This window comes from uncultured Paenibacillus sp., assembly GCF_963515335.1.
Classification (GTDB): domain Bacteria; phylum Bacillota; class Bacilli; order Paenibacillales; family Paenibacillaceae; genus Paenibacillus_I.
Genome location: NZ_CAUPYC010000030.1, coordinates 23,781 through 45,324 on the forward strand (window position 1 = coordinate 23,781; position 21,544 = coordinate 45,324).

The window sequence follows — 21,544 nt, forward strand, 5'->3', positions numbered from 1 at the left end:
CGGTAACGAACGATAGCAGTGTGGTAAGATGCTATTAAGGACGACCGCTTGGCGAGATAAAGAAACGCCGCGACACTTTCTTATTCAAACGATAACATAACGAAAACAATCGGCGATTATGCTGGGGAGGTATCCATGAATAAAAACGACGGAGGGATGATCATGGAACGAATCCGCCGCTGGCTGCATGTGGGTGAGCATCGGATGCTGTTTTGGGCAAACCGCCGGTCTCTTAACGCTTCGATTAACCGTTGGCTGGGACGTTGGCTCGGCCTCGTTACCCATTTGGGCGGCGCGACGTTTACGATCGCCACATCGCTACTGATCGGGCTGCTCGCGCCGCAGCCGTGGAGCACCGCGGGCTGGCAAAGCCTCGTCGCGGTGGCGCTCAGCCACATTCCGGTCGCGATCGTGAAGCGCAAATTCAAACGTCTCCGGCCTTACCAGGCACTGGAGAAGGTCAATATAGGCCGAAAGCCGCTGGTGGATCCCTCGTTTCCATCGGGCCACACAACGGCTTTTTTTGCCTGGATGATGCCTTTATTCATGGCGGAAGCCGCACTGATTCCTTTACTGACGCCGTTCGCCGTCGCCTTCGGGATGTCCGTCGCCTGGTCCCGCATGTACCTGGGGCTGCATTATCCGTCGGACGTCATCGCGGGCGGACTGCTGGGATCGCTCACCGCCTTCGGCGTCTCGTTCATCGGATGGCTGGAAATTTAATCTCCGGCCCGCCGGCCGCATCCTTGCCTTTATCGGCGAGCGCGGCTTTTTTCGCTTGGCGGTGGGCGGCGAGCACTTTATCCCCGATGACGGCTTCCAGCCGGAAAATGTTTTTGCCTTTGGCGACGAACTTCGACTCGTACTCGGTCAGGACGAGATCGTCGCGCAAGCCGTCCTTATGCAAATCGAGCGCGATGTTGCGCAGCGGGATTTCCATGTCCGCGAAGCTGTTCAGAGAGAACTCAAACAGCGATTGCGAGTCCGTCTTGAAATGGATTTCACCGTTCGCGTTCAGCAACTCCCGATATTTCGCCAGAAAACGCGGGTGCGTCAGCCGCCGGCGCGCATGCTTGCTTTTCGGCCACGGATCGCTGAAATTGAGAAAAATCCGTTCGATCTCGCCGGGCTCGAACATCGTGTCGATCCCTTCGATGTTGGCGCGCAGCAGCGCAAGGTTCGGCGGCCGGTCATAGCCTTTCGGCTCCCAAACGGTCTTGGCCTTCTCGGCGGCCCGGCGGATCAGCTCGTCGTACATGTCGACGCCGATAAAGTTGATATCCGGGTTGCGGCCGCTCATTTCGCTGATGAATTTGCCTTTGCCCATCCCGAGCTCGACATGAATCGGCCGGTCGTTGCCGAAAAACGCCCGCCATTTCCCTTTATGCGGCGCCGCGTCAAGCACGATCGTATCCGGCTGCCGTTCAAGCTCCTCCCGGATACCTTTTCTCCCACGTAAACGCATAGTCATTCGTCCTCCATTGTAAGCTAGAACTATTGTGCCCAAGTTCGGCGCGAATGTAAAGGCAAAGGGGCCGTCCGCCGGGCACGAACCGTGCGCGCGTCTGCCGGCGGCCCGGCCAAAAGAAAAAGCCGGATCGCCTGGATCCGGCCGTGCGTTCAGTTCAGCCACTGGGCCTCGTTGTCTTTCTCAAGGTGGTAAGTATCCTCGAGCACCTCGTTCAGCTTCTTGCGCGCCGCCACCTCGACCTTGTGGTTCTCGTGGAAACGGACGCCCGTCAAAGCCATCAGTTCTTTGACCGTCAACTCTACCTTAACCTTGGCATCGCCCTGCGGAATTTTCACCGAATTCATTACGCATCACCTCATGAGAATAATTGTGCTTGATTCCCAGAAATCAACCGGCCGAAAATCCACTGTGAAAAAACGTAAATGTAAGGTTTTTTTATTGATTTCCCGCACTTTTAATATAACATATGGTGTAAGGTACCGCAAGCCTAAAAGCGTTTTCCGGCTAAATAAAATTTCCAACCCGCCGATTCCCGAATAGTATGCCCGAGCTCTTGACTGAACATGCGGAATTCGATACGGCCCCTCTCGTTTTCCGCGCTGCCGGCGGCCGGATCATTCAGGTTTTCCGCCTCGGCGCAAATGGCCCGAACAAGTTGGCACCCGCATCCTTTTCCGATATAATAATGGGGATTAGAGACGGCTCGCAAGCCGCAAAGGAGAGCACAGCCATGTCCACGATCTTCCCGTCGGCGCGCAACGAAGAGCCAGCCGAACCGGCGGCGGCGGAACCTATATTAACGGAACCTATAATGGAAGAAGGCATATCGGGGGATCGCCGTTACCGCGCGGAGGGCGCGGAACGGCCGCTCCTGTGGGACGATAAACGGTTCCATACGTGGAACCACGAAATGCGCCGCCGATTCGGCGGCAAAGTGTTCAAGGTCATGCTGGACGCAGGCTTCACCTGTCCCAACCGCGACGGCTCGATCGCCAAGGGCGGCTGCACGTTCTGCAGCGCGCGGGGCTCCGGCGATTTCGCCGGAAGCCGCCGCGACGATCTGGTCGTCCAATTCCGCAAAATCCGCGACCTGCAGCATCAGAAATGGCCGAATGCCTCCTACATCGGCTACTTTCAGGCATATACGAACACGTACGCGCCGGTCGACGAGCTGCGTGAATATTATGAAGTCATTCTGCAGCAGCCGGGCGTTGTCGGCCTGTCGATCGCAACCCGGCCCGACTGCCTGCCGGACGATGTCGTCGACTATCTTGCCGAACTGAACGAGCGGACCTATCTCTGGGTCGAGATGGGACTCCAGACGGTGCATGAGTCGACGTCGGAGCTTATCAACCGGGCGCATGACACCGCCTGCTATCTGGATGCGGTTGCGCGGCTGCGCGCACGGGGCATCCGCGTTTGCGCCCACATCATTTACGGGCTGCCGCAGGAGTCGCACGGGATGATGCTGGACACCGGCAGGGCGGTCGCCGCAATGGACGTGCAGGGGATCAAGATCCACCTGCTGCATCTCATGCGCAAAACGCCGATGGTGCGCCAATACGAAGCGGGCCTGCTTCGCTTCCTGGAGCGGGACGAATACGTCAAGCTGGTCGTGGACACGCTGGAGCTGCTGCCGCCCAGGATGATCGTTCACCGCTTGACCGGCGACGCTCCCCGCGACCTGCTGATCGGGCCAATGTGGAGCCTGAAGAAATGGGAAGTGCTCAATGCGATCGACGCCGAGCTGAAATCCCGCAATACGTGGCAAGGCCGTTTATGGAGCCTCGGCTGATGGGGTTTCAGTCCGTCCTGTCGATGGCGCATCGCCTGGTCGGCGAGCGGCTTTCATCCGGCGGCATCGCCGTCGACGCGACAACGGGCAACGGCATCGACACCGCTTTCCTAGCGAAAACCGTCGGTCCGAAAGGCACCGTCTACGGCTTTGACATCCAGAAGGCCGCTTTGGAGGCGACGCGCCGGCGGGTTGAGGGCGAATGCGGCGCAGGTCAGGTGCCCGGCCTGACGTTATGGCTCGCAAGCCACGAGCGAATGAAGGAGCTCATTCCGGCGGAGTCGCACGGCAGCGTATCGGCCGTCATGTTCAATCTCGGCTACTTGCCCGGCGCCGAAGCGGAAAACGCGCGAGCCGTCACCACCCGGACGGACTCGACGCTTGCGGCTTTGGAAGCGGCGATGGAGCTTCTCAAGCCGAAGGGCGCTCTAACGGTTGTCGTGTATCCCGGCCATGCGGGCGGAGACGCCGAGGCCGAAGCGGTGGCCGAGTGGGCGGAGCGCCTACCGGCGTCCCTCGGCCAGGCGGTCTATTACCGGATGGCGCAGAAGAAGGCCGGGCCTTATTTAATCGCGGTCGAGAAAAAATCATAGCTGAAGGAGCGATCCCGTATGGCGGTCAAAAAAATCGAGCATGTCGGCCTGATGGTGAAGGAAATCGAAAGATCGGTCCGTTTTTACACCGAGACGCTCGGAATGAAGCACTTGCGGACGATGACGCACACCAACGGTGTTATCCGTCTCGCGTTTCTGGCCTTTCCAGGGGCGGACGAAACGGTGCTGGAGCTGATCGAAGGCTACAACGCGGAGCTGCCGGCGGAAGGCAAGGTGCATCACATCGCCTTTACGGTCGACGGACTCGACGCGGAGGTAGAGCGGATCCGTTCCTTGCATGTGCCGCTGAGAGACAGCGAGATCACGCCGCTGCCGGACGGCAGCCGTTATTTCTTCTTCTATGGTCCCGACGGAGAGCTGCTGGAGCTTTTCGAGCCGGGCGATCAATCGAACCTGAACCTGTAGAGAGATGGAGTGAATGTTGGAATGAAACCGTACCCGCTGCAATTCAGACCTGAAATGAAGCACCGCATTTGGGGCGGCCGCGCGCTCGAGCGTTTCGGCCTGGAGCTGCCCGAAGGCTCGATCGGCGAAGGCTGGATGATCGGCGATCATCCGAACGGCACGACGAAGGTGATGAACGGGGAGCTTGCCGGCAGAGGACTGAACGAAATCCGCGAGCTCTACGGCAAGGAATTTTTCGGCAGCAAGGGCTTTTCGGAACGGAACGGCCGCTTTCCCCTGCTGATCAAGCTGCTCGATTGCAACGACGACCTTTCGGTCCAGGTGCATCCGACCGACGATTACGAGGGACTGCCGCCCGGCGAGCTCGGCAAAACCGAAATGTGGTATGTGCTGGACGCCAAGCCCGGCGCGAAAATCATTTATGGACTGAAGGAAGGCGTCGACCGCGAGACGCTGGCCGCCGCCATCCGGGAAGGCCGCATTATGGATACACTGCAGGAGGTGCCCGTCGAGGCGGGCGACGCGTTCTACATACCGGCCGGGACGGTTCACGCCTTGTGCGCCGGCGTCGTTGTGGCCGAAATTCAGCAGAACTCCGACACTACCTATCGGTTGTACGATTATAACCGCCCGGGCTTGGACGGCAAGCTGCGCGAGCTGCATATTGAGGATTCCCTCAACGTCATTGCCTATAACGACTCCGGCGCCACCCGGATGAAAACGGACGGCGTATGTCCGGGCGAATGGCTGCCGATCGCGAAGTCACCGTATTTTTTCGTCGAAAAAGGGTTGATTGACGCCCGCTGCAGCCTGTCCACCACGCCGGAAAGCTTCGTCATTCTGGTCATTGCCGACGGCCGGGGATTCTTGAAGTGGGACGGCGGCGAGCAACATGTGAATTCCGGCGAATGCTTTCTCCTCCCCGCCAACCTTGGTCCTTATGAGCTGGACGGCAAACTGACGGTCATCCGCAGCGTCGTAGCGTGAGGCTCTTTTTTCAAGACCATTTGCAGATCGTCTACCGCAAAGTCTTCATGGCGCCGCTCCAGGCAATGACCTGATCAAGCATGTTGTTTACCGACGTCTCGTGGTGGCTGGCCGGCTTGAAAACGCTGAAGTTCTCAAAATCGGTGAACAGCGAAAGCGCGACTTGAGCGCGCACGTCGGCAATCTGCAGCTCGGCCATGATCTGCCGGAGCTGCTCGACAGCGCGCGTACCGCCGGCGCTGCCGTATCCTACAAATCCCGCGGCCTTGTTGTTCCATTCTTTATACAAGAAATCGATCGCGTTCTTAAGCGCGCCGGAAGGAGCGTGATTGTACTCCGGCGTTACAAACACATATCCGTCGAAAGAAGCAATTTTCTCAGACCAAGCACGGGTATGCGGCTTCGAGTACTGGCCCATGGACGGAGGTACCGGCTCGTCGAGTAGAGGAAGATCGAAGGCGGCGATGTCAACAAGCTCGAACTCCGCATCATTGCGCTTCTGCGCGATTTCGTACACCCATTTGGCGACCGCTTCGCCGTTACGGCCTGGACGCGTGCTGCCGATGATGATCGCTATTTTGTTCATCGTTATTTTCCTTTCTTGTCGGAATTTCAAACCATCCGAATCCGGAGGTTCAATAATTTAATTAAAGCCCATCTAAATATTTGAAACATTCGTCAGTGAAATCACGTTATTTCACGAACGGTATAATTCTCTCCAACACATCCGGTTTTATGTAACAAAGGCCACCGGTAACGGCGGCCTTTCTGCTTATTGACGATTGATTATCGCAATTCACCGCTTATTCTAGTCCGATCAGACGTTTCTCATTCAAACAATACGGGGTCGATCAGCTCATCCGGATTAATCGAGGCATCCACCAGCTTCAAACCAACGAAAAATTCGGAAAATTCTCGAATCGTCTGTTTCGTTCTTTCAACATTTGTGACCAGAATTTCTTTTGCCTCCGCCTTTGTGAGCAGTTTGACGCCTTGCGCCATCGTGGCTACTTGTTCAACCGGCGTATCCATTGCCTTAGCGGCGATTTCAGCCCCTTCGTCAGGGTACTCATGGAAATAGTCTGTACCGGATTCAATCGCATCTACGATTTTACGCAGCTCTTCCGGATATTCGTCGATCATACGCTGCGTCGTCACCATGCCGTCTATGATCAACTCGGGCTTGCGAAAACCGATTCATTTTTTGCCTCTCTTGGGCGAATGACCAAAACCGCAACTCCCGCATATGGTAAAAGATCATTTTGTGCAGGAGGTTATTCAGAGTATGGCCGATGCTTTTGTGGTTCGCTCTCTTGACGAAATTCGGTTCTGGTCACGAATTATGAAGGAACATGCTCTTTTTCTTAAACTCGGCTTCCGCTGCGAGGATACGCAATTAATCGCCGAAGCCAATCAGTTTTACGCCTTGTTTGAATCGATCGAGAATCGGTCGAATGCCTTAACCGCCGACACCGACCCTCAGCAGATTCGACGGTTCAATCAGGAAGTTCACAGCGCGGTCTCTTACATTTGGGCGTTCAAAAGAAAAGTGCTGGGCCTTATTCTGTCCTGCCAAATGCCGGGCGCCAGCAATTTCCCTTTGTTGGTCGACCATACGAGCAGGGAAGCCAATTACTTTAGAAACCGGCTGGAAGAGCTGAATTTGGGTAGATTGGAACCGCTGCCCGACGCCATTATCGACGAGAACGTGTTTTTCCTGCGCATCATGGCCGACCATGCCAAGTTTATCGGGCATCTGCTCGATCCCTCCGAACGCCCGCTTGTTGAGAAGTCGCGGGAATTCAGCGATCAATTCGATACATTATTGTTCCAGGCCCGGGAAATCGACTCCATGCGGCCGCAATCGCAAACCGTTCCTCTGCTGGATCAATTTTTGGATCAGAACCGGGTATCGGTTAAATCGTTAAGGGACTTCAAAAAGACGGCCCGGGATTTGATTGAGGCGTGCCGGATCAAAAGCATTATCCATCCGCTGCTCGCCGATCATGTTTTCCGCGAAGCGGAACGCTTCCTGACCATCATCGACATGTTCGATCAACACCTGACCGGTATCGCTCCTCTCATGCCGGAGCAGCCTGCCCATTGACGGCCAAACAAAAGGCCGGGCCGAAAGGCAGCTTCAAGGCGCGGCCTTTTGTCATTTCATATCCCCCACCAAGGAAGATTGGCGTAGGGGTAATGACCTTCGTTGTCTGTCCGCAGCGCTTCATAGAACTCCCCGAAATTATATTGCGGCCGGTAACCCAGCATGTCCTTCGCCCGATCGATCGGCCAGTAGATGTGCACCCACATGGCCAGGAGCTCGTCGAGGTTCCCGCCTTTGGCGCGAACCAGACCGGCGAGGCCCGGATAACGCTCCTCGAGAAACGCCGCCGGCTCCGATCTCCACCTGGCAAATTCGTCCGGGGAAAAAGGCACCTCGGCCATAATATTGAAAGCCTCGTACGATATCGTCGTATTTTCCAGTCCGAGCAGAAACGACTGTGCCACATCCCGGTCATCCACACCGCCTTTCAACAGGCGGAAACCGTAGCGCAAAAAGTCTTCAGGGACGAACATGCCCAGCCGGTAGGCAATCGTCGAGATGCCGTGGGCGCGGCTGTAAAATTGCGCGAGCTCCTCGCACAGCTTTTTGCTCAGCCCGTAAAAATCGCCCGGCAGCGCCGGCAGCTCCTCCGAAACGATGCCGTAGCCCGCTTCAGGCTCCTTTACGCTTGCTCCATAAACGCCCATCGTGCTGCACAGCAAAATTTTGTTCACGTTGAACTGCTTCGCCGCTTCGTAAACATGATAAGTGCCTTCCACGTTTAACTTCCAATAGTCATCCCGCGGATAAGCGGACAGGTGAATGCCATGCAAAGCCGCAGCATGGACAACCGCATCCACCCCTTCCACCGCGCGGAACACATCCTCCTTGTTCGTGACATCGCCCTTGATGAACGGGAATGGCGCATCCATCTCCCGATAATCCATCATGACGGGCTCATAGCCTTTGTCGGCCAGCGCCGGAGCCAGCACGCGCCCAAGGTTGCCGCCGGCCCCCGTGATCAAAACCTTCATACAGATCCCCTCCGCTGGAATGGATAATACGCTGCTTATAACGGCGAAACCTCGCGGATCAGCTGCAGATCGTTATCCGAGAGCAGCGGCCGCACGGATGCGGATGCGTTGGACTCCGCCTGGACGGCCGTCTTGGCGCCCGGAATGGCCGACGATACGGCCGGATGGCTCAGCACATAACGGAGCGCAATCCGACTCAAGGAGCGTTCGCCCCCCTCCAATGCCCGCAAGCGGTCCACTTTATCCAGGCTGTCCTTAAACCACTGCTCGGACGGCCAGTTTTTGCGGATATCGCCCTCCGGGAAGACGATGTCCCGGGTGAATTTGCCGCTCAGAATCCCCATCTTGAGCGGCCCCCTCACAACCGCTCCGATTCCGTTGTCCTGCAGGTACGGAAGCACTTCCTTTTCCGGCGAGCGGTTCAGGATGCTGTAATCCAGCTGAACGGCATCCAACGCGCCTTCGCGGTTGAAATGCTTGATATAATCGATGCTTTCGGTGGATACGCCGACGCTTCTTACTTTTCCGTCTCTCTTCAGCGTGTCGAAAGCGCGCATGAACGCTTCCGTCTCCTCTTCTTTATCCCACCAGAGATGGCAGAAATAAATGTCCACATAATCCGTCTCGAGGCGGCGCAGGCTGGCGTCGCAAGCTTCGATCACCTTCTCCGGCGTATCGTAGACGGGCGCCCCTTGCGGGTCGCGGTGGTGCCCCCACAACCCGCCTTTCGTCGAAACGACGATTTTGTCCCTTCTTCCCTTGATCACCTTGGCGACGAGCGTTTCACTGTGGCCGCTGCCGTAAACGTCCGCCGTATCGATGAAGTTGACGCCGAGCTCCAGGGCCCGGTTCATCGCTTCGATGGACTGATTGTCGACCACCGGGCCCCACGCGTCTCCGCCGATCGCCCAAGCGCCGAAACCGATTTCGGAAATTTCAATACCCGTTCTGCCGAGTTTGCGATAATTCATGGTTGTCGTCCTCCTGCACCTGATAGGATTAATTGCTGACGTCTTGCGGATGGCCGGCGTCGATCAAATCGGCCGCAGCCGCATTCGAGATGACGTGCTCGACATTTTTGCAGCCCGGGATGACGGCCGTCACCGCGGGATGCTTCAGGCACCAGGCGAGCGACCAGGCGGCCAGGGACACGCCTTCCGGCAGCTCGGTGCGCTCGATCTCCTGCACCCGCTTCAATTGCTCGGCGGCGGCATCGGTATTTTTGCCGCGCGAGCGCCAGTCGTTCGCCGCAAACACGGCGCCCGGCTTGTATTTGCCGCCGAGGAAGCCGTTTGCCAACGGCTCGCGGGCCAGCACGCCGAGATCCTGCCGCTGGCAAGCAGGCAACACCTGCCGCTCCGGCTTTTGATCCAACCGGTTATAGACCAGCTGAATCACCTCGGATTTGATCCTTGTCGAGGCTTCGGTTTGATGGATGTTTTCATTGGAGCCGAGGGAGACGCCAAGATGACGGATTTTGCCCGCCTGCACTTGTTTATCCAACGCGGTCCATAAATCATCGTTATCGAAATACTCGTCGCCGCCCGAATGGAATTGGTAAATATCCACATAATCGGTTGCCAGCGCTTTCAGGGAATCGTCGAGCTGCTTCAGCACTTCCTGCGCGCCCCAATGATCCGTCCGGTCGACAAAGCCGTGGTAATGATGACCGAATTTCGTGGCCAGTATCCAATCCTCGCGCTTATCCTTCCGCAAATAATTGCCGATCAGCGATTCGGAGAGATGGTCCCCGTAGCATTCCGCCGTATCGATCAGATTGATGCCCAGTTCCTTCGCTTTGCTTAAAATGGCATCGGCCTCATCCTGCGCATACGTCTTGCCCCACTCCCCGCCGAACTGCCAAGTGCCTACGCCGATCACCGACACATTCAGGCCGGTGCTTCCAAGTCTGCGATACTTCATTAGCCGGCTTCATCCTTTCGACGACTCTTATTTAGTAAGCTTCATTTCTTCAATCACGCTATCTTCGTAAGCGTGTTTCTCCCCGCTGAGTATGTCCCGGACTTTCACGGGAACGCCGATCGTCGCAGACTCAAGCGCGGCAAAAACGACGCCGAGCGCTTCCAGCCCTTTGTCGGCGCTCGAGATCGGCGGCTTGCCGTCGGCAATCGCCTCCCATAACTCCACATAGGACTGCGCGAATGGATCGTGAGGCACGTCCGGCGCATACTGCTTTACCAATTGCTCCATCGTCAGGACGGCTCCGCCGTCGAGCGCCGCGTGCTTGCCGGGACGCAGACAGCCTTTGCTGCCGTAAAACCAGGTGCCCCAAGCGCGTTCGCCGTGCGCCGAGCTGGCGCACATCCAGTGGCCGAGCGCGCCGTTCTCGAAACGAAACACGGTCACCGCCGTGTCTTCGCCGGTCGGCTCAATCGTGACATGACCGTGGCTCAACGTTTTATGAAAAATGTCCGTGTAGGCGAACACTTCCCCGATCGAACCGATCACTTCCGTAAACATGTGCGCGTGATGGACGCCATGGTCGTTGATCCACCCCGCCCCGGCTCGGCCCTTCATGTGTCTCCACGGCGTGCCGCCGAAAAATCCGCGCTCCACGACCTCCGTCGTGGCCGTATAATCAATCGTCAGATACGGCCGGCCGATCACGCCGTCCTTCACAGCCCCCGCTGCGGCCGCCGCCTGCGCGCCCAGCACGATCGGCTCCGACACGGTGAGCACACGGCTAAAGCGGCTTCAAGGTGAACACCCCCTTCTCCATGTATGATCCGCTTCGGCCTTCGATGCGGAATCGATTCCGCATCCGGCGCAAAATACCATTTTTTTCGCGGCAAGCCTGATGGTTTAACACTTATCCTTTCGTATTAAACCACAGGATTATCACTCAAAGCAACGCCGGGGAATCGATTCCATTTGCTTTTAAGCTGTCTTTTTCTCGTTTTTGCACCCGTATTTCTTTCATTTTTATATTTTTTAGAATTGTATTCCGAGGCAGCCGATCACTCACTTGCGGTGCTTGACTCTCTTATATATAACTTCGTTTCGAATAGGATACGCCGGAATTTCACCTTGTCCCGTCCGATATCCAGACATTTGATGAGAAGCTTCACCGCTTCCGCTCCCATCAAATGAGTCGGCTGCTCTACGGTTGTCAGATTCGGTTCGATCACGGTGGAGAACGGATTGTTATCGAACCCCGCTACCATCACTTGCCTTGGGACCTGCAATCCCTGTCGACGCAGCGCCTTTATCACGCCTACGGCGATCGTGTCGTTTGCGGCGAAAATCGCCGTCGGGGGATCTGCCAGTTCAAAAAGCTGCTGGGTACAGCGGAAACCGCCCTCAGTTGTATAATCGCATTCTCTCATCAGCTGGTCATCAACCGGAAGTCCGATTGATTCAAGCGCTTTGCGATAGCCCGCTTTCCTGTCGCGGCAAATGATTATGTGCTCCGGTCCGTTAATAAAGGCAATGCGGCGGTGTCCGAGCGCAATAAGATGCCGCACTACCATAGCGGCCGAAGCCGTATTGTCGATGGCTACGGATGGAATGCAGTCGCCGTCCACATATTCATTGACAAACACGATTGGCCCGAATTGCATGTACGGAACCAGCGAATCGATCGGATTGCGCAAAGCGGTCAAAATGATGCCGTCCACCTGCCTGCTCTCGAGCATGCGAATATACTGCATTTCCCGCTCCTTACGGTCGCCGGTAATGCACAGCAAGATTTTATATCCGCGTTCCAGGGCAACCTCCTCCATCCCTTCAAGCAAACGTGAAAAGAAGGGGTTCGATATGTCCGGCACTAAAACGGCAATCAGTCTAGTCTCCTGTTTTCGCAAATGACGGGCAAAATGACTCGGCTCGTAATTTAATTGCTCGATGGCCGCCAGCACCTTTTTCCGGGTTTGCTCGTCCACTCTCGGCTTATCGTTCAGTACCCGGGAAACCGTCGTTCTCGAGACTCCCGCCAGTTTGGCGACATCCATTATCGTTGGCATTTCTCACCTCGTGTATGAAAGAAAAATCCTGTAGTATGCGGCAATGACCATTTTACTATACCATAAACCAGTCGAGAGGGATCAACATAATCGAGTTGATCATGCCTGCGGCTGTCATTGCAAATCCGCCGACACACTATTCCGTAAACAAAGACAGGTACTCCGCGTATCCTTCTTTCTCCAGATCCTTCTTGGGTATGAAACGAATGGCCGCCGAGTTGATGCAATACCGCAGGCCGTTCGGACCCGGACCGTCGTTGAACACATGGCCCAAATGAGAGTCCGCTTGCACGCTTCGCACCTCGGTGCGCACCATGCCGTGCGTCAAATCCACCTCTTCTTTCACCGCTGAGTCGGCCAATGGCTTGGTAAAGCTGGGCCAACCGCAGCCGGAATCAAATTTATCCTTGGAACTGAACAACGGTTCTCCCGATACGATATCGACATATAAGCCTTCACCCTTATGGCCCCAATATTCGTTGCGAAACGGCGGCTCGGTCGCATTGTTTTGCGTCACCTCGTATTGAAGCGAAGTTAACCGCTGTCTGAGGCTCGCCTGATCTTTTTTCATCCCCCAATGTTCCCGGATAAAGGCGTCGCGCCCCGAACCTTTCCTGTACATCTTGTAGCGCAATGGATTTTTCTTGTAGTAATCCTGGTGATAATCTTCCGCGGCATAAAACTCGCCGGCCGGTACGATTGCGGTCACGATCGGCTTATTGAATCGTCCGCTTGCCTGTAAAGCGGCTTTTGACGCTTCCGCTGCTTTCTTTTGTGCATCGGAATGATAAAAAATCGCCGTACGGTACGATTCGCCCTTGTCAAAAAACTGCCCCTCGCTGTCGGTAGGATCGATTTGCTGCCAAAAGATACCGAGCAGCTTCTCATACGAAATAACACTAGAATCGAATTCGATCCGGACCGCTTCCGCATGACCCGTGGTTTCCGAACAAACCTCCTCATAGGTCGGGTTCTCCACATGACCTCCCGTATAACCCGAGGTCACCTTTTTCACACCGGGCATTTGATCGAACGGGGTTACCATGCACCAGAAGCATCCCCCTGCAAAGGCAGCCAGTTCAGTCATTTGTATTTCCTCCATTCGTTTTCGAATTAATTTACGCAAAACCATCCGCGACTATAGGCTTCGATTGACCGTTTATCAGCTATTATAAATTATGGTTTCAATCGACTGCAAAAGGTGCTATAATGAAAGCGCTAACAAATCATTTCTTTAGGGGGGCCGCGAATGATGAGTGTAGCGCTGGAGGTTCGTAATCCGTACGAGCAGTTGGAGATCGAAGAGGACGTCCTTTTTTTCAAGCTTGGGGCGCCGGGCCTGGTTTGCTTCCATGGTCGCAACTATAATATGAAGAGAAGAATGACCGCGGAGCAGATTGAGCGGCTGACGGCGGAACCCGCCTTCTACCGGATCGGGCAAGGCTGCTATGTCAACGTGAACAAAATCAGCTCGATCGAGAACGACCGGCTTTATTTCGGCGACAAAGGACCGGACTCGAAAGTAATCCTCGTATCCAAGCGCCACCAGGCGGCGATTCGGAGCATGTTGGTACATGCGTGAGGGCAATCGATAAGGCATTGGAGTTGAAAAGCTTGCAAGCAAACAAGACACCGGACATTAGCTCCGGTGTCTTGTTTGCGTTTCGTCGGGAAGAAAGCCAGAGCTTCACCATCATTTTCAGTTCACAATGAAAGTAACTTCCCCTTTATTTCTTCTTCCCCTATAAAGCCCATGATACGGCTAATCCATACTGTGTGATCGATTATCCCCCATTACAAAATATGAATTTTCCGTTATTCTGTTTTGAAATGTAACTTCCTCTAAACGAAAATCATTAGTCTTAGTTCTTGAAAAAACACTTTCATGAATTCTTTCATTATTTATATAGAGTTGATTTCTCCGATACTCAATATTCTCACCAGGTAGTCCGATGATCCGTTTGACATAGAGACGATCTTCTTTTTCAACCGAATCACCCAGTTTCCACGTCACTTCTTCAGAAGTTCTACACTGATTTGATCTTCTGGATTACGGCGATTGATCTGTCCAAGACCGCTTCCTCGTACGCTCCGGATATTCCCCGAAAACCAAAGGCCGCAAGCCTCGTGAGAATACCGTTGAATGAACAGTCAACTCCTCGACAAGTTGGCTGCACACTCACTCTCCAGTCACATTGTTAAAAATCCTCTCAACAATCTTATTTTGATCATAAATCGGAATAAAGGAACTAATTGGTTGATAATGAAATGATACAAAATCGATTTGAACTTGTGAAGGCGGCGTGTCGAATATTATTAAGATATCGTACTTTATTGTGACGGAATTATCGGGGCTTTTAATTATTTTCTTTTCAAGTTCATTCCAAATTTGCTCTAATCTCCAGTCAGATATTTTTTCTAACACAATCTTCCCTCCAACGTATTCAGACCACCACCACGATAAGAATAATTCCCATATTTCCTTAAAACGTTCTTGCCCCTCAATACTATCCATAAACAACTGATTGAATTTTTGATAAAAAAGCTGCTCGATATCAAATACGGGAAATTCTCTGCGTTGATTTATTTTAGAATATTGCGAACTGAATTCGTTCCAGAGTTCTTCGAAGCTTTTCTGAAATTCTTTATTAGATAAAAATCCGCCACTTTGTTGAAAATAATAAGGAAATTTCTTATTCTCCTCCCACAAATTATCATAAAAATTTTTTGTGAATAACAGAAAATTTGGTGTTAAAGAAACAACATTACACAATTCGAAGTACTGAAACATCGTTGCAATTCTCCTCACACCATCCGTTTTCTCCATGATACAAAATCAAAAGGTAAATGGCTAGGCATGATTTGTGATATTCGTCGCCTAGCCAGTGTATATTAAACGTAATAAATATTAATACTACAATATGCCACGTATTCTAGACCTGATGCATCTTGGGCTGTTCCCGTTAGAGTTGCCTGGTAAGAAGTGTATTTAGCTCCAATAAAGGACTCAGTGCCCCCACAACTCCCGCCGAAAACGTCCCAACAACTTACTGGAATTGTGTCAACTATTTTGCCGCCTGAAGTTATGGTTATTTGGCCACTAAAGTTGTAAATCGTTGACCATCTAGGATCAACACTCCAAGCAAAATTTCTAGCATCTGCTAACCAATCGATACGGGATACACCGCCGCTACCAGTACATGTCGCATTTGGCATAACGACTCCGCCCGATGGGCTTGCTTCCGCGAGCAACTCCGACTGAAAAGCATCTGTGCACCCCTCGAGAACTCCATCAGTAGGTTCACCATTAAGCGTATCCGGGCTTTCAGAGTTCGCTAAAGCTGTTGATGGCAGGAGCAACACAACAACCAAGAGAAGAAACAACGCTTTCTTCATATTAATACCTCCAGTTTAGTTTTGATAACTTGATAAGACTAAAATTCCAACATATTGCTCACACCTTTTATATTGAATGCTGGCCAGCATTTCAATCACTCTTGATTTTTTTCTATATATGCTCAAATAACGTAAGGCTACCTCTTTGAACATCATAGAAGTCTGGCTACCGAATCGGTATCTGTGGCGACCCTGCAAACCATGTTTTTGAATGTCAATATTATTTAATTTTCTAAGTTTATATTGACAACCTCAATATGCATCTATTTTAAAAATATGCCAAGATCTATTTTTTGCTGTTAACTCGTCTTTTTTTGTCGGATATTTAAGACGAGCCTATTCAATGGTGATAGGCCCGTTTCATAGGTATGTCTACTTTGCACTTTATTCACTTTGATTCGAAGAACGAGAAATCCCAATAATACGATGCGGGTAATGGTTCGTCTCTGTCCAACGCTTATTGACGGAAATGAACTCATCAGACTTTCATGACAGCTTTTAGTCCTATCTCTTGACAGCCTGTAGTCCTCTTACCTAGGACAAGAGATTTATATCTAGCGATAAGAGCATGTCCAGCGATCCTACGAAGATGTCCTTAGCTTGACCAGCAGATAGATGAAATACGGGGCGCCGATCACCGCGACCACGATGCCCGTCGGAATTTCTTCAGGCTGCAGAATCGATCGCCCGATCGTGTCCGCCGCAAGCAGCAATAAGCCGCCGAGCAGCGCCGATATCGGCAGCAGCGCGCCATGCCTCGGGCCGACAAGCCTTCTTGCCAGATGCGGCGCGACCAGTCCGATGAAGGCAATGTTGCCGCCCAAGGCGACGCACGCCCCGGCCAGCGCGACCGCCGCGCCGAGCACGATGAATCGCTCGCGCGATATGCTCGCGCCAAGTCCGACCGCCGTTTCGTCGCTTGTCGTGAGCACATCCAGCGTGCGGGCTTTGATTAACAGGAGCGGAACAAGCACCGCCAGCCACGGCAGCAGCGCCTTGACGAACGTCCAGCTTGTGCCCCATATCGTGCCGGCCAGCCATAAGGAGACGAATTGATATTCGTTCGGATCCAGACGGATCGTCAGCACCAGCATGGCCGCCCCGATCCCCGCGGAAATGCCGACTCCCGACAAAATGAGCTGGGTCGTGGAGAGCCCTTTTCCCCTTATGTAGGAAAGCGCAAAAATAACGGCCGCGGCTGCGCCTGCCCCCGCAAAAGCAAGCAGCGGCAAAGCATATACGGGTATCGACTCATTGCCTGGGAAATACGCGACGACCAGCACGACCATCAGTCCGGCGCCGGCATTTATGCCGAGGATGCCGGGATCGGCCAGCGCATTGCGGGACACGCTCTGCAAAATACTGCCGGCCAGCGCAAGCCCGGCGCCCGCCAGAATCGAAAGGACGATGCGCGGAAGCCGGAATTCGAACAGGATCAAAGTCTGCTGCTCCGTACCGGCGCCGAGCAGCGTCCGGAGCACGTCAACCGGCGAAAGCCGGATGAATCCGGTGTTCAGGCTTATCAGCGTCGTCATCGCAATCATTACGGCGGCTGCGGCCATGACCGCAACGGGCCGGCCGATCCCGGGACGACCGCCCCCGACATAGGTTCCGTTCGGACGCTTCATTCCATTCTCCTCCTGTGGCGCCGGGTCAGATAGAGGAAAAACGGAACACCGATCAACGCAATAACGGCGCCGACCGGCGTTTCGAAATTCGGATTGACCAGGCGCGCGCCCATATCCGCCACAACCATCAACAGGCTGCCCAATACGGCGGAGCAGGGAATGATGAACCGGTAATCGGCGCCGACAAGGGAGCGGGCCATGTGCGGAATGATAAGCCCGACAAAACCGACGACCCCGACGGCGGACACGGCCGCTCCGGCTAATACAAGCACGACGATGGAGCAGGCGAATTTGACGAGCCCGCTGCGCTGGCCGAGGCCGGCCGCCACTTCTTCGCCCATGCCGAGTATCGTCAACGAGCGCGAAAGCAGGAGCGATACGAGCAGCCCCGCCGCCGTCCAAGGCGCAAGCAGTTGAACGTGCTGCCATTTCATCCCTGAGAGTCCCCCGGCGAACCAGAAATCCAGCTCTTGTCCGACCCGAAAATATAGAGCGACCCCCTGGCTCAGCGCCGTCAATAAAGCCGTGACCGACGCCCCCGCCAATACGAGGCGGAGAGGCGACATGCCGCCCCTCGCAAGCGCGCCGATTCCGAAGACGAGCCCCGTCCCCAAAGCCGCTCCGAGGAAGGAGAACCCCATCAATTGCTGGTAAGACAAGCCCGGCAGAAAAGAAAAGCTTAACGCGAGAGCGAACCCGGCTCCCGCATTGATCCCGAGCAGCCCGGGATCGGCCAACGGATTGCGGGTCATGCCTTGCATGACGGCGCCCGCAACCGCAAAACAGGCGCCCGTCAGGGCGCCTGCCAACGCGCGCGGAAGCCGCAGCTCCTGAATAATCTGATGCTGCTGCAGCGCCTTGTTATACTGAAACACGGCCTCCCATACGGTCAGGAAGTCAATATCGGCCGCGCCGACGGACACCGAAGACACAAGCGCAAGGAGCAGCCCCGCGATTCCGGCGAGCATGACGGCACCGAACGCCAGCGGGCGACTCCCCTTTTTATTGGCCTCAATCATTGGGTCAGACTGGATACGATAAACGCCAGCTGTCCCTCCATCGAAATCGGATCGTTGAAATAATAGCCGATCGGGTGGATGTTGAACACACGGTTTTGCTTGACGGCAGGGAGGCTTTTCCAAATCGCGCTGTCATACGTTGCGCTGCCGTCGCTGTCCATCGTCCATGTGCTTGTAAAAATATAATCGCCCGCAAACTCCGGCAGCTTCTCAAGCGAAATGTTCGTATAGCCCGGACCTGCATCGATCGTTTCTTTCTTGGTGAGTTCCGTCGCTTTAAGGCCCAGCTCGCCGTAAATGATTTCGCCGCCGCGGCCGAATTTGTCGCCGAATACGTAAATGTTTTTCGCATCGGTCTGCATGATCGAGACCGTCCGGTCGCCGACCGCCTGTTGCACCTTCGGTTTCACTTCGGCAAGCTTCGCCTCCCAGGAGGCGATCCACGCTTCCGCTTTATCAACCGTGCCGGTCATTCTGCCGAACTCACGCAGCTGGTCCTTATAGTTCAGCTTGCCGTATTCGATCACGACGGTAGGCGCGATTTTCCCAAGCTGCTCGGCCGCCTTGGCGTCCCACGCCAATATCAGATCGGGCTGAAGCGCCAGGATGCTCTCCATGTTCCGGCCGTCGCCGATGTTCTGGACCCCGTCAAGCTTGCCCTCATAGAACGGGTTTTGGAACGTATAGTTCGACACGCCGACAGGCTTGATGCCGAGCGTCAGAAAGTAGCCATAGTAGTCCGCAACGAGCACGATCCGCTTCGGCTGCTTCGGAATGGCGATATCTCCGTTCGCCGCTTTGTATGTCACCGTGTCGCTGTCCTGCGACGTTCCGCCTGCTCCATTGTTTCCTGCCGCGGGCGATTCGCCGGTTGTGTTTGCCGCGTTCGGTTCGTCAGCAGGCGCTTTGGGGTTTGAGCCGGTACCGCCGCCGCACGCCGTGACCGCGACGGCGAACAGCATGATGACAACAATGAAGCTGATTTTGCGCATGTGTTTGTTCATGATGTATCCTCTTTTCGATAAGTTGACAGCTAATCAAACTTTGGCCGTTTGTGCTCTTTGCTCGGCCGCCGCTTGTCTTCTCCGTTGCCGCTCCGCCTCGCTTATGCGGGGACAGGTGTAGCAGTAGCCGTGTTTGCCCCCGGTTTTGAACGCCAGGCAGCACGCCGCTTTTTGGCGCAAATCGTTTCCCGGTCGATTGGGATCCTCCACATAGCGGTACTCGATGTCCAGCGGATTGAGCTCCCTTCCGAACACGGCCGGGGGGAGACCTTTATACAGCAGGTTAAAATGGCGGCGAATTCGCCCCTTCTCCTGCTCGCCGGCTTGCCCGACAAACTGCTCTTCCACATATTTAAGCCGGGTGGCGAGCAGCCTCCACAGATCAAGCTCGCGTACATCGCCTGTGAATGCCGCCGTTTCGATCACGGGCCGGATGGCATCGCCGTAGAACCGCTCCATCGCTTCCTTCACGTTTGCGGTCCGATCCCCGCCGGTGCCGGCAAGCGAGCGCTTGGCAGCAGGAGATATAACGAGCAGCATAGGCGGTCGCGGCGGCCCGCCGAACAGCTGCAGCAGCGCGCCGCCAAGCCCCGGCGAGAGCTCCGCATTGTCATGAAACAGCATATAATGAAACCCGGCACTCAAGCTGCCGAGCAGCGAAGCGAAATAGGTGGCGGCCGCATCGCGCTCCTCCGCGCCGAGCACGCCCCGGTAGGCGTCCAGAAACCGGGCGGCCATTGCGGGCCGGCTCATCTCGTTCCAGTCGAGCTCCAGCAGCGCGCCTTTCCGTCTCGATTCGACGATATAGAAGAGCGATTCCCGGGAAGCGGCGTCCAGCTCCGTCATGCCCCTACACTCCGTTCGCGTTCCGCATGGACCGGCTTTGCGATGGACCGGCTTTCCGCCGGTTTGCGCGGGCCCGCCTCCGATTCCGAATGAGCGGCCCCATCGGCGTAAGATTCTCTCGCAAGCGCGAAGGGAAGGCACACCGGAAGGCCTGATCGCGGATCGGTCACGATCTCCGCCTCCACGCCGAACACCTCGCGAAGCATGCTGGGCGTGATGACGGACTCGGGAGTCCCCTGCGCGGCGATACGGCCGTTCTTAATGGCAACGACATGTCCCGCATACTGGGCGGCATGATTGAGATCGTGCACGACCATCACGATCGTGCGCCCTTCCTCGCGGTTCAACCGACGAAGCAGGTGCAGCACTTCCAACTGATGCGCCATATCCAGGAAGGTCGTCGGCTCGTCGAGGAACAGAATGCCGGTGTCCTGCGCGATCGCCATCGCAATCCATGCGCGCTGGCGCTGTCCGCCGGATAACTGGTCGACCGGTCGTTCGGCGAACTCCGCCATGCCCGTCACTTCAAGCGCCCAGCGGATGGCGGCGCGATCGTCGTTGCCGAGCGAGCCCAGTCCCCGCTGATGCGGAAAACGGCCGAAAGAGACAAGCTCCGCCACGGTCAGCCCTTCGGGCGCTACCGGATTTTGCGGCAGAATCGCCAGTTGCTTCGCGACCTCTCTCGTTGAATGGCGGAGGATCGATTTGCCGTCGAGAAACACATGCCCCGCGCCCGGCTTAAGAATGCGCGCCATCGCCTTGAGAATCGTCGATTTGCCGCTGCCGTTCGCGCCCACCAATGCCGTTATTTCCCCATCCGGAATTTGCAGGTTGAGATTCTCCACGATCGTCCGGTCGCCGTAACCTATATGTAGCTGCTCCGTGAACAGTCTGCTCATGCGGCTGCACTCCTTCAATACATATTGAGTTTCCATATGTTTGATAACAATTCTCATTAATTACTACAAGAATGATAATGGTTCTCAGTTTATTTGTCAACAATGCTAGCTTTAATTGGAATCGTTATTGTATTGTAATTATAATGGGTTTTCTCGCCAGCCGCTCACTTTGAGTTTATCGTTGTATTATTATATTCGGGAATGTATTATTAATATATCCGTTATTGTTTAGAGATTCCAGGAGGGGTAAGCTGAATACAAAATAATTGCTTCTTCGCTGTGACGAAGTTCAAAAGCAGGAAACGATCCAAACCGGCGTTTTACAGCAGATATGACCGATTCAAAGTAGAAGGAAGCGCCGTCTATCCTGAAAATAAATCTCAGTTGCAATAAAAAGACAATAGCAAACAAACCCG

The 21,544-nt window shown here is 54.7% G+C and carries 26 protein-coding genes; 7 read left to right on the top strand and 19 right to left on the bottom strand.

Features of this window, described 5'->3' with window-relative positions; genetic code table 11:
- Positions 1–135 precede the first annotated feature (135 nt).
- The gene (locus RWM61_RS11335) at positions 136–723 is read left to right on the top strand and encodes a phosphatase PAP2 family protein (protein WP_314000742.1); all 588 of its coding nucleotides are present in this window, start codon (positions 136–138) and stop codon (positions 721–723) included.
- On the opposite strand, the gene trmB is transcribed toward RWM61_RS11335, so the two are convergent.
- Both trmB and RWM61_RS11345 read right to left on the bottom strand, forming a co-directional pair.
- On the bottom strand, positions 701–1,465 hold the full coding sequence (gene trmB / locus RWM61_RS11340; protein WP_314000744.1) for a tRNA (guanosine(46)-N7)-methyltransferase TrmB: 765 nt from the start codon (positions 1,463–1,465) through the stop codon (positions 701–703). The two genes, RWM61_RS11335 and trmB, sit on opposite strands and share 23 nt — an antisense overlap.
- Before the next feature lie 155 nt (positions 1,466–1,620).
- Positions 1,621–1,815, bottom strand: coding sequence for a hypothetical protein (locus RWM61_RS11345; RefSeq protein ID WP_314000746.1), 195 nt, complete (start codon positions 1,813–1,815; stop codon positions 1,621–1,623).
- Positions 1,816–2,282: 467 nt separating this feature from the next.
- Here RWM61_RS11345 and RWM61_RS11350 point away from each other — a divergent pair, with 467 nt between their 5' ends.
- From RWM61_RS11350 to RWM61_RS11365, 4 genes are read left to right on the top strand one after another with little or no spacing between them, the layout of a single operon-like run.
- Positions 2,283–3,266, top strand: coding sequence for a TIGR01212 family radical SAM protein (locus tag RWM61_RS11350; RefSeq protein WP_314000789.1), 984 nt, complete (start codon positions 2,283–2,285; stop codon positions 3,264–3,266).
- Positions 3,266–3,859 carry a class I SAM-dependent methyltransferase gene (locus RWM61_RS11355; RefSeq protein WP_314000748.1) on the top strand — a complete coding sequence of 198 codons (594 nt, stop codon included), beginning with the start codon at positions 3,266–3,268 and terminating at the stop codon, positions 3,857–3,859. Before RWM61_RS11350 ends, RWM61_RS11355 begins: the two co-directional genes overlap by 1 nt.
- An 18-nt stretch (positions 3,860–3,877) precedes the next feature.
- Positions 3,878–4,285 carry a VOC family protein gene (locus tag RWM61_RS11360; protein ID WP_314000750.1) on the top strand — a complete coding sequence of 136 codons (408 nt, stop codon included), beginning with the start codon at positions 3,878–3,880 and terminating at the stop codon, positions 4,283–4,285.
- 21 nt (positions 4,286–4,306) lie between these two features.
- A complete protein-coding gene (locus RWM61_RS11365; protein WP_314000752.1) occupies positions 4,307–5,272 on the top strand; it encodes a type I phosphomannose isomerase catalytic subunit in 966 nt (321 codons plus the stop codon).
- 31 nt (positions 5,273–5,303) lie between these two features.
- Here the strand turns inward: RWM61_RS11365 and RWM61_RS11370 are convergent, their stop codons facing one another.
- Together RWM61_RS11370 and RWM61_RS11375 are read right to left on the bottom strand one after the other, a co-directional pair.
- On the bottom strand, positions 5,304–5,858 hold the full coding sequence (locus RWM61_RS11370) for an NAD(P)H-dependent oxidoreductase (protein WP_314000754.1): 555 nt from the start codon (positions 5,856–5,858) through the stop codon (positions 5,304–5,306).
- 242 nt (positions 5,859–6,100) lie between these two features.
- A complete protein-coding gene (locus RWM61_RS11375) occupies positions 6,101–6,433 on the bottom strand; it encodes a hypothetical protein (RefSeq protein ID WP_314000756.1) in 333 nt (110 codons plus the stop codon).
- 124 nt (positions 6,434–6,557) lie between these two features.
- Between RWM61_RS11375 and RWM61_RS11380 the strand changes: the two genes are divergently transcribed.
- Positions 6,558–7,379 carry a DUF2935 domain-containing protein gene (locus tag RWM61_RS11380; RefSeq protein ID WP_314000758.1) on the top strand — a complete coding sequence of 274 codons (822 nt, stop codon included), beginning with the start codon at positions 6,558–6,560 and terminating at the stop codon, positions 7,377–7,379.
- A gap of 56 nt (positions 7,380–7,435) precedes the next feature.
- Here the strand turns inward: RWM61_RS11380 and RWM61_RS11385 are convergent, their stop codons facing one another.
- The 6 genes from RWM61_RS11385 to msrA all read right to left on the bottom strand — a co-directional run bounded on the left by RWM61_RS11385 (position 7,436) and on the right by msrA (position 13,423).
- The gene (locus tag RWM61_RS11385) at positions 7,436–8,353 is read right to left on the bottom strand and encodes an NAD(P)-dependent oxidoreductase (protein WP_314000760.1); all 918 of its coding nucleotides are present in this window, start codon (positions 8,351–8,353) and stop codon (positions 7,436–7,438) included.
- 35 nt (positions 8,354–8,388) lie between these two features.
- Positions 8,389–9,324: an aldo/keto reductase gene (locus RWM61_RS11390; protein WP_314000762.1), complete on the bottom strand. Its 936-nt coding sequence runs from the start codon at positions 9,322–9,324 to the stop codon at positions 8,389–8,391.
- A gap of 28 nt (positions 9,325–9,352) precedes the next feature.
- On the bottom strand, positions 9,353–10,276 hold the full coding sequence (locus RWM61_RS11395; protein ID WP_314000764.1) for an aldo/keto reductase: 924 nt from the start codon (positions 10,274–10,276) through the stop codon (positions 9,353–9,355).
- Between the two features lie 27 nt (positions 10,277–10,303).
- Positions 10,304–11,044 carry a Gfo/Idh/MocA family oxidoreductase gene (locus RWM61_RS11400; RefSeq protein ID WP_314000766.1) on the bottom strand — a complete coding sequence of 247 codons (741 nt, stop codon included), beginning with the start codon at positions 11,042–11,044 and terminating at the stop codon, positions 10,304–10,306.
- 287 nt (positions 11,045–11,331) lie between these two features.
- Positions 11,332–12,336, bottom strand: a complete 1,005-nt coding sequence (locus tag RWM61_RS11405; RefSeq protein ID WP_314000768.1) for a LacI family DNA-binding transcriptional regulator — start codon at positions 12,334–12,336, stop codon at positions 11,332–11,334.
- A 136-nt stretch (positions 12,337–12,472) separates the two neighbouring features.
- Positions 12,473–13,423 (bottom strand): peptide-methionine (S)-S-oxide reductase MsrA, encoded by a 951-nt coding sequence (gene msrA, locus RWM61_RS11410; RefSeq protein ID WP_314000770.1) that lies wholly within the window; start codon positions 13,421–13,423, stop codon positions 12,473–12,475.
- A gap of 162 nt (positions 13,424–13,585) precedes the next feature.
- Here msrA and RWM61_RS11415 point away from each other — a divergent pair, with 162 nt between their 5' ends.
- Positions 13,586–13,918, top strand: a complete 333-nt coding sequence (locus RWM61_RS11415) for a LytTR family transcriptional regulator DNA-binding domain-containing protein (protein WP_314000772.1) — start codon at positions 13,586–13,588, stop codon at positions 13,916–13,918.
- 180 nt (positions 13,919–14,098) lie between these two features.
- Here RWM61_RS11415 and lepB read toward each other — a convergent pair whose 3' ends face one another.
- From lepB to RWM61_RS11455, 9 genes are all read right to left on the bottom strand, one after another.
- A complete protein-coding gene (lepB, locus tag RWM61_RS20275; protein ID WP_399538442.1) occupies positions 14,099–14,350 on the bottom strand; it encodes a signal peptidase I in 252 nt (83 codons plus the stop codon).
- 165 nt (positions 14,351–14,515) lie between these two features.
- Entirely contained in the window at positions 14,516–15,127 is a 612-nt protein-coding gene (locus tag RWM61_RS11420) for a hypothetical protein (protein ID WP_314000774.1), read from the bottom strand.
- 101 nt (positions 15,128–15,228) lie between these two features.
- Positions 15,229–15,732 carry a hypothetical protein gene (locus tag RWM61_RS11425; protein ID WP_314000776.1) on the bottom strand — a complete coding sequence of 168 codons (504 nt, stop codon included), beginning with the start codon at positions 15,730–15,732 and terminating at the stop codon, positions 15,229–15,231.
- Positions 15,733–16,313: 581 nt separating this feature from the next.
- Positions 16,314–17,360, bottom strand: a complete 1,047-nt coding sequence (locus tag RWM61_RS11430; protein ID WP_399538444.1) for a FecCD family ABC transporter permease — start codon at positions 17,358–17,360, stop codon at positions 16,314–16,316.
- A complete protein-coding gene (locus RWM61_RS11435; RefSeq protein WP_399538446.1) occupies positions 17,357–18,328 on the bottom strand; it encodes a FecCD family ABC transporter permease in 972 nt (323 codons plus the stop codon). Before RWM61_RS11435 ends, RWM61_RS11430 begins: the two co-directional genes overlap by 4 nt.
- Before the next feature lie 47 nt (positions 18,329–18,375).
- The gene (locus RWM61_RS11440) at positions 18,376–19,383 is read right to left on the bottom strand and encodes an iron-hydroxamate ABC transporter substrate-binding protein (RefSeq protein WP_314000780.1); all 1,008 of its coding nucleotides are present in this window, start codon (positions 19,381–19,383) and stop codon (positions 18,376–18,378) included.
- A gap of 33 nt (positions 19,384–19,416) precedes the next feature.
- Positions 19,417–20,229, bottom strand: coding sequence for a hypothetical protein (locus RWM61_RS11445; RefSeq protein ID WP_314000782.1), 813 nt, complete (start codon positions 20,227–20,229; stop codon positions 19,417–19,419).
- Positions 20,226–21,128 (bottom strand): ABC transporter ATP-binding protein, encoded by a 903-nt coding sequence (locus RWM61_RS11450; protein WP_314000784.1) that lies wholly within the window; start codon positions 21,126–21,128, stop codon positions 20,226–20,228. The genes RWM61_RS11445 and RWM61_RS11450 overlap by 4 nt, the downstream gene beginning before the upstream one ends.
- 228 nt (positions 21,129–21,356) lie before the next feature.
- Positions 21,357–21,544: hypothetical protein (locus RWM61_RS11455; protein WP_314000786.1), on the bottom strand; the 188-nt coding region annotated here is incomplete at its 5' end.